Raw genomic sequence first — 9,112 nt, 5'->3', positions numbered from 1 at the left:
ACTCGATCACGCATCCGACATTCCATCGCTTCCCGAAGCGGCGCCACCCAGAGCATGAGCACCACCAAGATCCAGTTCCGCCGCAAGGTCATCGTCATCGTCCTGCTGTGCGTGGCCGTCGGTGGCGCCGTCGTCCGTCACTACGCGACACCCGGCACCACCACGCGCGACATCGCCACGCTGCTGATGGTGCTGTGGGTGCCGATCATCGGCAACGTGATTGCATGGCTCATCAGCAAGCGCCCGCGCCGTACGCCGAGTGCGCCGGCCGTCATGCCGCCGAGCTTCGACACGGCAGGCGCCTTCACGCCGCATGCGCGCGTCGAGCTCACCTTCCGCAAGCCCGCGCTGCCCTCGCAGGACGTGCCAATTGCGCCGGGCGAATACCGCTGCGCACTGGTGATCGACAAGGAAGGCTTCTCGGCGCGCTGGGTCGTGCCACCGGGCGATGCCCTGGAGCGCGGCAAGCCTGCGGCGCTGGAGGTCGAATTCCTCTCGCCGGCCGTGGCGCAACCGAAGTTTGCGCAGGGTGCGGTCTTTCGTGTACTGATCGGCGACTCGTTCATCGCCGACGGCCGGGTGCTGTAGCTGCGGACCGCGCCAGCAAAGCCAGCAAATACGGATACGCGGATGGCTACAACCATCAAAAGGGTCGATTGTTCGCCCCAGGGAAACTGACTACTGCTCCCCGGCGTCTTTGTCGCGGAGGCGACGGCTCGCACACTCCAATGCCTCTTCACCAGCATTGGCCCACGCGTCGCCGATGCTTCCAAGGACCGCTTCCCATGATGAATTCCCCAAGCAGCAACCCGTGCATCGACGACCTCGCTGCACCGGCGCCGGTCTCCGCACCGGTGCCTGCGTCCCGCTCCGCATGGCTCGCCGTCAGCTCCATCGCCGTCGGCACCTTCGCGATGGTCTCGACCGAGTTCATGCCCATCGGCCTGCTGACCGACATTGCGCGCGGGCTCAACGTGTCCGACGGCACGGCCGGCCTGATGGTCACCATGCCCGGCGTGCTGGCCGCGTTCGCCGGCCCGGCGTTGATCGTGGCGTCGGGCAAGCTCGACCGCCGCACCGTGCTGATCGCGCTCACCACGCTGCTGATCGCCTCGAACCTGCTCGCCGCCTTCGCGCCCAACTTCGGCACGATGCTGGTGGCGCGCCTGCTGCTCGGCCTGTGCGTCGGCGGCTTCTGGACTTTTGCGCCCGCCGCCGCCACGCAGCTGGTGCCGCATGCCTCGCAGGCACGCGCCATGTCGCTGGTGCTGGCCGGTGTGTCGGCCGCCACGGTGCTCGGGGTGCCGGCAGGTTCGTTCCTCGGCACGCTGTTCGGCTGGCGCGCCTCGTTCGCGGTGACCGGTGCACTGGCGGCCGTCGTGCTGCTGGTGCAGCTGTGGCTGCTGCCCGCGATTCCGCCGGTGCGCGCCATCGGCGCACGCGACCTGCTGACGCCGCTCACGCGCCGCATGGCGCAAGTCGGCCTGCTCGCGGTGCTGTTCTTCATCGCCGGCCACTTCGCGGCCTACACCTACCTGAAGCCGCTGCTGCAACAGGTGTTCGGCCTGGCGCCCAACTCGGTCTCGACGCTGCTGCTGGTCTATGGCGCGGTGGGCTTCGTCGGCACCTTCGTCGGCGGCAGCCTGGTGGCGCGCAGCGTGCGCGGCACCACCCTGCTGGCGGCGTTGATGCTCGCCACCGCCCTGCTGCTGACGACGGTGATCGGCTCCGGCTTCGTGCCCGGCGCGGTGGTGGTCGTGATCTGGGGCGTGGCCTTCGGCCTGATCCCCGTGGCGCTCACGGGCTGGATGATGGAAGCGGTGCCCGACGCACCCGAAGCCGGCCAGGCCCTGCTGGTGAGCGGCTTCCAGGTGGCGATTGCCTCCGGCGCGCTGATCGGCGGCGTGACGGTCGACAGCTTCGGCATCTCCAGCGCGATGGTGCTCAGCGGCGTGCTGGTGCTGATCGCTGCGCTCATCGTCGGCACGCTGGGCCGGGCACGCGGTGGTGCTTCGCTGACTGCGGTTCCGGAATAGCGCGGCACTGCCCCTTCAGCGGCGGCCGGGCTTCGTTCCGGCCGCCACGATCGCGTCGAGCACCACGCGCAAGGCCTTGTTGACGGGCTTGTCCCGCCGGATCACCACGGCCAGCGTTCGGTGCATGCGTGGATTCAGGCGGCTGGTCTTCAGCTCGGGGTGAGCGCCGCGGCCCACCATCGACATGCCGGGCACGATGGCATAGCCCAAGCCCGCGGCCACCATCTCCTTCATCGCCTCGACGCTGCCCAGCTCCATTACGGGCTGCGGCTGCAGGCCACCGGTGGCGAACCAGCGGTCGACCAGCTTGCGCGTGTTGGCAGCGGGCTCGAACAGCACCAGCGGCAGCGCGCCCAGATCGCTCGGCGCCACCCTCGCCTTCAGCGGCGCGAGGTCTGCCCGGCCGATGGCGACGAACTCGTCGTCGAGCACCGGCATCACCGTCAACGAACGCCCGGCCGCCGGCAACGTGACCAGCGCTAGGTCGAGGCTGTTCTCTTCCACCTTGCGCGCCTGGTCTTCGGTGTTGCCGGTGCTGACCACCACGCCCAGCTCCGGAAACTGCTCGCGCAGGCCACGCAGCACGGCCGGCAGGAAATGCAGGCAGGCCGTCGCGCCAGTGCCCAGCCGCACGCGGCCCGCGATGCCGCTGGCATGGTCGGCCAATGCATCGACGGCGTTCTCGACCGCAGTCTCGATGTGTTGCGCGTGGCGCAGCAGCTCCATGCCCGCGGGCGTGGCCTTCGCGCGCTTGCCGACGCGCTCGACGAGGCGCACCGCCAAGTGGCGCTCCAGCTGGCGAATCTGCAGGCTCACGGCCGGCTGCGAGATGCCGAGCCGGTCGGCCGCTGCCGAGAAGCTGCCCGTTTCAATCACCAGCCCGAAGGACTTGAGCTGATCTAGGTTCAGTGATTTATCCAAAGTATTTCTTATGCCTTGCATAGCTCAGAGAAGCTTCACTTATCAATTGTGGATCGTCAAGATCGGGCCATGTCATCTCCATGCCTCACTTCTGCCACCGTTGAAATCCTCGACGCCGAGCCGCATCACATGGCCGCCGTGCAGGCCATCTACAGCCACTACGTGCTGCACGACCTGTGCTCCTTCGAGGAAGAAGTACCCACCGTCGACCAGATGCAGGCGCGCCGCGCCGATGTGCTCCAGCGCGGCCTTCCCTACCTCGTCGCGCTGAAGGACGGCGAGGTCGCCGGCTATGCCTACGCCACCGCCTACCGCGCCCGCTCCGCATACCGGCACACGGTGGAAGACTCGATCTACGTCGCGCAAGGCATGCACGGCCATGGCATCGGCAAGGCGCTGCTGCGCGAAGTGATCCGGCGCTGCACCGACGGCGGCTTCACGCAGATGGTGGCGTGCGTGGGCAACAGCGCCAACACGGGCTCACTGCGGCTGCACGAAAGCCTGGGCTTCGAGCAGGTCGGCGTGCTGCGCGACATCGGCTTCAAGTTCGGGCAGTGGGTCGACACCGTGCTCCTGCAACGTGCATTGCGCTGAGCCCGCCCCGCAGCGCGGCTGGCTGGCACTGCTGTGCACGAGCCGGCTGCTGCAGGCGATGATCGTCACCGCCTATTCCGGCGTGCTGCCGTTCATGATGGCCGACTGGCACATGACGGCCGCGCAGGCCGGCTCGATCCAGAGCGCCTGGCACGTGGGCTACATGAGCTCGCTGTTCGCCGTGGGCCTGCTGGCCGACCGCTACGGGCCGCACCGCATCTTCTTCGCCGGCAGCGCCATCAGCGCGATGGCGGCACTGGCCTTCGCCATCTTCGCGCGCGGCCATCTCTCGGCGATGCTGCTCTATGGCCTGGCCGGGCTGTGCGCGGGCGCTTCGTACACGCCGGGCCTGCAGCTGCTGGCGCGCAACACCGAGCCCGCCGTACGTGGGCGTGCGATGGGCCTTTTCATCGGTTCGTCGTCGATGGGCTATGCGCTCTCGCTTGCGGTGGTGGCGGCATTCAGCCATCTGCAGTACTGGCGGCTGGGCCTGCTGGTTGCGGCGGGCTGCACCGTGGCGGGCGCATTGCTGACGCTGCAGGCGCTGCGCCGCATGCGGCCGCCTTCGGCGCCCGTGCCTGGCGCGGTCCGCGAAGGCACCTGGCACGCGCTGGCCGCCACGGTGCGCGACAAGCCCGCGATGGCGGGCAACTGGGCCTACGCCTTCCATTGCTGGGAGCTCATGGCGCTGTGGGCGTGGCTGCCGGCCTATCTGGTGGCATCGTCGGGCACGGCGACATCGTGGCAAGGCGCGGGCATCGCGCTTGCCGCGCTGGCGCACCTCGTCAGCGTGTTCGGCAGCGTCGCAGGCGGCGCAGCCTCCGACCGGCTTGGCCGCGCGCGGGTGATGATGATCGCCACCGTCGCAAGCCTGTGCATGTCCTTCGCCTTCGGCTGGATGTGGAGCTGGCCGCTGTGGCTTCTGGCTGCGGCCGCCGCCATTTACAACTTGCTCGCCATTGCGGATTCGTCGGTCTACTCGACCGCGCTGGCCGACGTGGTGGCGCCGCACCGGCTGGGCGTGGCGTACTCGGTGCGTTCGGTGATGGGCTTCGGCGCGGGTGCGCTCAGTCCGTGGGTGTTCGGCCTCGCGCTGGACTGGGGGCAGACGCGCTTCGGCCTGGGCAGCACGCACGGCTGGGTGGCGGCGTGGAGTTCGGTCGGGCTGGGCGCGCTGCTGGGGCCGCTGATGATCGCGCGCTTCTCACGGCTGCATCGTGCGCACGCGGCTGCTGCTCACTGAGCTTCTTCGCCCTCGGACCACTCGGGGCTGTAGCCGCCGAGCGTCGGGTGGTACATCTCGTCGCCCGAATGCTGGGTGAACTCGACATTGAGCCGGTCTTCGCGCAGGCCCAGGATCTCGATGCAGTCGCGGCACAGCGCCTTGGCCACTTCGAGCCGCAGTTCGGCCGATCGGCCGCGCCGGATGTCGCACATGAGCACCGACACCTCGGCGGGCTCGCCATCCACCAGGCGCCACACACCGCCCTCGCCCACTTCGCGGATTGCGATGCTGATGCGGCGGATGTCGACGCTCATCATCTGCGCGTAGGTTTCGCTGAGTTTCTTGGCGAGGCGTTTCTTGTCGGCCACGGGGTGGCGGCCGTTCACATCGAGTTGGAGATAGGGCATGTGGGGATTCCTCCAGGCTGATCCTAGCCATTGCGGTTTTACTCTGCAACCGAATGGCCATTGCGGTCTAAACTCGCGCCCAACGCAGGAAGAAAAGCCATGGCCCGAAGAAGAAGCCTCAAAACCGACGCATGCCCGATGGCACGCGCGCTCGAGATCGTCGGCGACCAGTGGTCGCTGCTTGTCATCCGCGATGCGTTCGACGGCATGAAGCGCTTCGGCGAGTTCCAGCAGAGCCTGGGTGTCGCGAAGAACATCCTGTCGGACCGGCTGAAAAATCTGGTGCAGGAAGGCGTGCTCGACCTCGTGCCCGCCTCCGATGGATCGCTCTACCAGGAGTACGTGCTGACGGCCAAGGGCAAGGGCCTGTTCCCCGTGGTGGTGGGCCTGCGGCACTGGGGCGAAGCGCATCTGTATGCCAAGGGCGAGCGCCATTCGGTGCTGCTCGAGCGCGACAGCGGCAAGCCGGTGCCGAAGATCGATCTGCGCACGCGCGATGGAAAGCCGCTGGACCCGGACCTCACCTTCGTGAAGAAACTGCCGGCAACAACAGCGACTAAAGCAGGCTCTCGCTGATGAACGGGAAAAGCAGCCACAGCTGCAGCCGCGTGCCGAAGTCGACGCCGGGATCGCTCTCGTAGACGGTCCCGGTACCGTTCACGCTCCCCACCCACTGCAGCCGGTCGCCCGATTCTCGGCGCTGTCTTCGCTGGTGGGTGCAGTGTCGCTGTCGCGTGCGGTCAACGACGAGGCGCTTTCGCGGGAGATCCTCACGGCTGCGGCTGGCGAGTTGAAGGCCCTGCTGGGCCAGGCCTACTCCCCCAGCAGCTCCCCGATCGGCTGCAGGTCTTCCACCCGGTCGCAGATCGACTTGATCACCATCGTGATCGGAATGCCCAGCAGCAGGCCCCAGATGCCCCAGAGCCAGCCCCAGAAGATCACGCCCACGAACACTGCCACCGGGTTCATGCGGCTGGTGCGGCTGGTGAGCCAGGGCATCAGCAGGTTGCCGATGATCGTGTGGATCGCCAGCGACACGCCGCCCACCACGATGCCCATCTGCAGGCTGTTGAACTGCAGGAAGGCCACCAGCCCCGCGGCCGCCAGCACGATCACCGAGCCGATGTAGGGAATGAGGTTGGTCACTGCCGCGATGATTCCCCACACCGCCGCGTTCTCCACGCCGAGGGCCCAGAACGCCAGCCCGGTCGCCACGCCCACCACCCCGCTCACCAGTATCTGCACCAGCAGGTAGCGCTCGATGTTGCGGGTGATGTCGTCCAGCACGTGCACCGTGACCTTCTTCTTCTGCAGGCTCGACCCGGTGATCTTGATGAGCTTGCGGCGGAAGGTGTCGCCCGAGCAAAGCGCGAAGTAAGTGAGGAAAGCCACCAGCGTGAGCTGCCCCATCGCACTCAGCAGCCCGACGGTGCCGCTCAGCAGGTAGTCGCGCACGTTGAAGCCCGGCCGTTCGATGACCACGCGCGCCACGCCCTTGCGCGCTGCAACGCGGGCGGAGTTTTCTTCGGCGGCTTTCTCGAGCTGCGCGGCGGCCTGCTGCACGCTTTCGAGCGGCGTGGCGCTGGCGCCCTTGTCGCGGCGCATGGCCTGGCCGAGCTTCTGCGCGGCCACCGGCAGCGAATCGAGCAGCTGCGAGGCGCTGCCCGACAGCGAATAGCCGGTCCAGCCCAGCCCGCCGAACAGCCCCACGAGGATCAGCGCCGCGCCAATCCAGCGCGGCAGCTTCCAGCGATGGAGCAGGTCCACCAGCGGCGAGAGCGCGTAGGTCAGCAGCAGGCTCAGCATCAGCGGAATGAACACGGCCTGGCCCCACTGCAGCGCGAACACGCTGGCCAGCACGGCGAGCACCACCAGTGAGGCGCTGCGCACGTCGACGGGCATGTGCAGCAGCAGGCGGTCGCGCGCGGGTGCGGGCGGCTCCGGTTCGGGCGGCTCCGGTTCGGGCTCGGTGACCGGTTCGGGCTCTTGCGCCTCGGGCGCAGGTGCGGGCTCGACCGCTGCGGCCTGCGGTGGCTCGGCAGCCGGTTCCGGCTTTGGCTCAGGCGGCGGTGGCGCCTCGGCAGCCGCGGGCTTGTCGTCGCTCATCGCGCTTCCTTGAGCACTTCGCGCACCGCGGCAAGCTGGCGACGCGACACGGCCACGGGTTCTGGAATGGCGTCGAGGCGCAGGGCCCAGCCCTCGGCATCCTCGCCGTCGTCGTATTTCTCCAGCGCGCGAATCGCCGAGCGCGCCACCAGCGCATTGCGGTGCACGCGCAGGAAGCGGTTCGGATAGCGCTCCTCGAACTCGTTGAGCGAGCCGTCGAGGATGTGGCTGCGCGTGGCGGTGCGCACGGTGAGGTACTTGTATTCGGACTTGAGGTAGAGCACTTCAGACAGCGGCACGCGCTCGGCTCGGCCGCGGTCCTGGATCAGCACCGTCTCGGGCACGGCCTCGGCCTGCAGCGCGCGGCGCTCCTTCAGGAAGCGTTCTGCCTTCTGCAGTGCCTGCTGCAAGCGCTCGGCGCGCACGGGCTTGGTGAGGTAGTCGACCGCATCGAGGTCGAAGGCCGTCACCGCGTGGGTCGCGTGCGCGGTCACGAACACCACGGCCGGCGCATCGGAGCGGCTGCGCAGCGCGCGCGCCACCTCGATGCCGTCGACGCCGGGCATGTGTACGTCGAGCAGCACCAGGTCGAGTGCCATCGTCGTCAGGTGCTGCAGCGCCTCGGCACCCTGCGAAGCCTCGGCCACCACTTCGGCGGCGGGCGATGTGCAGTCGCGCAGCAGCGTGCGAAGGCGCGATCGCGCCAGGGCTTCGTCGTCAACTATGAGTGTCTTGAGGGTCATGATTCGGCGGGGATCGCTATGCGCACCCGGTAGCTTTTCTGGTCCATGCCGGCGCTGAACTGCATCTGCATGTCGTGCAGCAGCCGCAGGCGGTCGCGCACGTTGGCCAGCGCAATGCCGTGGCCGCGCGGCAGCGGCTCGTCGGCCCAGCGCAGCGGCGGCAGGCTGTTGACCACCTCGATCACCACCATGGAACCGCGCCGCTCGGTGCGGATGCGCAGCCTGGCGCCCTCGGGGCTGGGCTCCACGCCGTGCTTGATGGCGTTCTCGACCAGCGGCTGAAGCAGCAGGGGCGGCAGGCGCGCGTTGCTGGCGGCGGCGTCCAGGTCCCAGCGGATGCGCAGGCGGTCGCCGAAGCGCACCTGCTCGATGGCCAGGTAGCGCTCGGCCAGCGCGATCTCGTCGGCCAGCGTGCACGATTCGCCCGGGTCGGCCAGCGCCTGGCGGAACAGCTCGGCCAGGTCTTCGAGCATGGTCTCGGCCTTGGCCGGCTCTTCGCGCACCAGCGCGATGGCGCTGTTGAGCGTGTTGAACAGAAAGTGGGGGCGGATGCGCGATTGCAGTTCTTCGAGCCGCGCGGTGGTCGCCGCCGGCGTCTGGCCCCGGGCGCGCAGCACCATCGCGGCCATCACCAGCCCCGCGAACAGGGCTCCGGTCAACGCACTGGCCAGCCACGGCGCACTGGCAAGAACACCCGTCAGCCGCAGCAGGCCACAGCCATACAGCGCCGACACCGCACCGAGCACCGCACCGGCCGCGTACTGCCCCTGCTTCGGCAGGCGCCGCAGCGGCTTCTTCAGCCCGCAGGCGCTCACCAGCCACATCAGGGTGGCTGGCAGGGCCCCGCCAGTGACGGTGGCCGTCTGCACCAGCCATTCGCCGGGCGTGGAGGCCACGAACAGGGTGGCGATGGCCACCACCGCCTCGACGAACACCACGGTGCGCAGCACCACCCCGATCTGGCAGGCGTCGAAGATCGATGGGTCGCCGCGCAACGGCGTGCGAGCCCTTTCCGACGATGACGGGGGCGTGGGGGTAGAGCTGGCCGATAAAATCGCCGGGTTGCGCATCGCAGACATC

At 68.5% G+C, this 9,112-nt stretch carries 10 protein-coding genes; 5 read left to right on the top strand and 5 right to left on the bottom strand.

Annotation, left to right across the window (positions count from 1 at the left end; translation table 11 throughout):
* Positions 1-54: 54 nt before the first annotated feature.
* The gene (locus tag ACN9MV_RS08155) at positions 55-588 is read left to right on the top strand and encodes a hypothetical protein (protein WP_426391800.1); all 534 of its coding nucleotides are present in this window, start codon (positions 55-57) and stop codon (positions 586-588) included.
* Positions 589-785: 197 nt separating this feature from the next.
* Positions 786-2,036 (top strand): MFS transporter, encoded by a 1,251-nt coding sequence (locus tag ACN9MV_RS08150; RefSeq protein ID WP_426391799.1) that lies wholly within the window; start codon positions 786-788, stop codon positions 2,034-2,036.
* 15 nt (positions 2,037-2,051) lie between these two features.
* On the opposite strand, the gene ACN9MV_RS08145 is transcribed toward ACN9MV_RS08150, so the two are convergent.
* A complete protein-coding gene (locus tag ACN9MV_RS08145) occupies positions 2,052-2,978 on the bottom strand; it encodes a LysR family transcriptional regulator (protein WP_426391798.1) in 927 nt (308 codons plus the stop codon).
* A gap of 48 nt (positions 2,979-3,026) precedes the next feature.
* On the opposite strand from ACN9MV_RS08145, the gene ACN9MV_RS08140 reads away from it, so the two are divergent.
* Positions 3,027-3,551: a GNAT family N-acetyltransferase gene (locus ACN9MV_RS08140; RefSeq protein WP_426391797.1), complete on the top strand. Its 525-nt coding sequence runs from the start codon at positions 3,027-3,029 to the stop codon at positions 3,549-3,551.
* A complete protein-coding gene (locus ACN9MV_RS08135) occupies positions 3,538-4,794 on the top strand; it encodes an MFS transporter (RefSeq protein WP_426391796.1) in 1,257 nt (418 codons plus the stop codon). The genes ACN9MV_RS08140 and ACN9MV_RS08135 overlap by 14 nt, the downstream gene beginning before the upstream one ends.
* Here ACN9MV_RS08135 and ACN9MV_RS08130 read toward each other — a convergent pair.
* Complete coding sequence (locus ACN9MV_RS08130) at positions 4,788-5,183, bottom strand: tautomerase family protein (RefSeq protein WP_426391795.1); 396 nt, start codon at positions 5,181-5,183, stop codon at positions 4,788-4,790. The two genes, ACN9MV_RS08135 and ACN9MV_RS08130, sit on opposite strands and share 7 nt — an antisense overlap.
* Before the next feature lie 99 nt (positions 5,184-5,282).
* Between ACN9MV_RS08130 and ACN9MV_RS08125 the strand changes: the two genes are divergently transcribed.
* Complete coding sequence (locus ACN9MV_RS08125; protein ID WP_093172210.1) at positions 5,283-5,759, top strand: winged helix-turn-helix transcriptional regulator; 477 nt, start codon at positions 5,283-5,285, stop codon at positions 5,757-5,759.
* A gap of 237 nt (positions 5,760-5,996) precedes the next feature.
* Here the strand turns inward: ACN9MV_RS08125 and ACN9MV_RS08120 are convergent, their stop codons facing one another.
* Genes ACN9MV_RS08120 through ACN9MV_RS08110 form a run of 3 tightly spaced genes read right to left on the bottom strand, consistent with a single transcriptional unit; the run spans position 5,997 to position 9,102 of the window.
* The gene (locus tag ACN9MV_RS08120) at positions 5,997-7,289 is read right to left on the bottom strand and encodes an AI-2E family transporter (RefSeq protein ID WP_426391794.1); all 1,293 of its coding nucleotides are present in this window, start codon (positions 7,287-7,289) and stop codon (positions 5,997-5,999) included.
* On the bottom strand, positions 7,286-8,032 hold the full coding sequence (locus ACN9MV_RS08115) for a LytR/AlgR family response regulator transcription factor (RefSeq protein WP_093049334.1): 747 nt from the start codon (positions 8,030-8,032) through the stop codon (positions 7,286-7,288). Before ACN9MV_RS08115 ends, ACN9MV_RS08120 begins: the two co-directional genes overlap by 4 nt.
* Entirely contained in the window at positions 8,029-9,102 is a 1,074-nt protein-coding gene (locus ACN9MV_RS08110; protein WP_101952319.1) for a sensor histidine kinase, read from the bottom strand. Before ACN9MV_RS08110 ends, ACN9MV_RS08115 begins: the two co-directional genes overlap by 4 nt.
* Positions 9,103-9,112 lie beyond the last annotated feature (10 nt).

Origin of the sequence: Variovorax sp. R-27 (genome assembly GCF_049913215.1) — a bacterium.
Taxonomy (GTDB): domain Bacteria; phylum Pseudomonadota; class Gammaproteobacteria; order Burkholderiales; family Burkholderiaceae_C; genus Variovorax.
The sequence above is the reverse complement of the archived record's forward strand: the minus strand, read 5'-3'. Positions and strand labels throughout refer to the sequence as shown.

Bases quoted from the DNA above. Each gene is read 5' to 3' on its own strand.
- ACN9MV_RS08155 (WP_426391800.1), top strand. From the start codon at position 55: ATGAGCACCACCAAGATCCAGTTCCGCCGCAAGGTCATCGTCATCGTC.
- ACN9MV_RS08150 (WP_426391799.1), top strand. From the start codon at position 786: ATGATGAATTCCCCAAGCAGCAACCCGTGCATCGACGACCTCGCTGCA.
- ACN9MV_RS08145 (WP_426391798.1), bottom strand. From the start codon at position 2,978: ATGCAAGGCATAAGAAATACTTTGGATAAATCACTGAACCTAGATCAG.
- ACN9MV_RS08140 (WP_426391797.1), top strand. From the start codon at position 3,027: ATGTCATCTCCATGCCTCACTTCTGCCACCGTTGAAATCCTCGACGCC.
- ACN9MV_RS08130 (WP_426391795.1), bottom strand. From the start codon at position 5,183: ATGCCCTATCTCCAACTCGATGTGAACGGCCGCCACCCCGTGGCCGAC.
- ACN9MV_RS08125 (WP_093172210.1), top strand. From the start codon at position 5,283: ATGGCCCGAAGAAGAAGCCTCAAAACCGACGCATGCCCGATGGCACGC.
- ACN9MV_RS08120 (WP_426391794.1), bottom strand. From the start codon at position 7,289: ATGAGCGACGACAAGCCCGCGGCTGCCGAGGCGCCACCGCCGCCTGAG.
- ACN9MV_RS08115 (WP_093049334.1), bottom strand. From the start codon at position 8,032: ATGACCCTCAAGACACTCATAGTTGACGACGAAGCCCTGGCGCGATCG.
- ACN9MV_RS08110 (WP_101952319.1), bottom strand. From the start codon at position 9,102: ATGCGCAACCCGGCGATTTTATCGGCCAGCTCTACCCCCACGCCCCCG.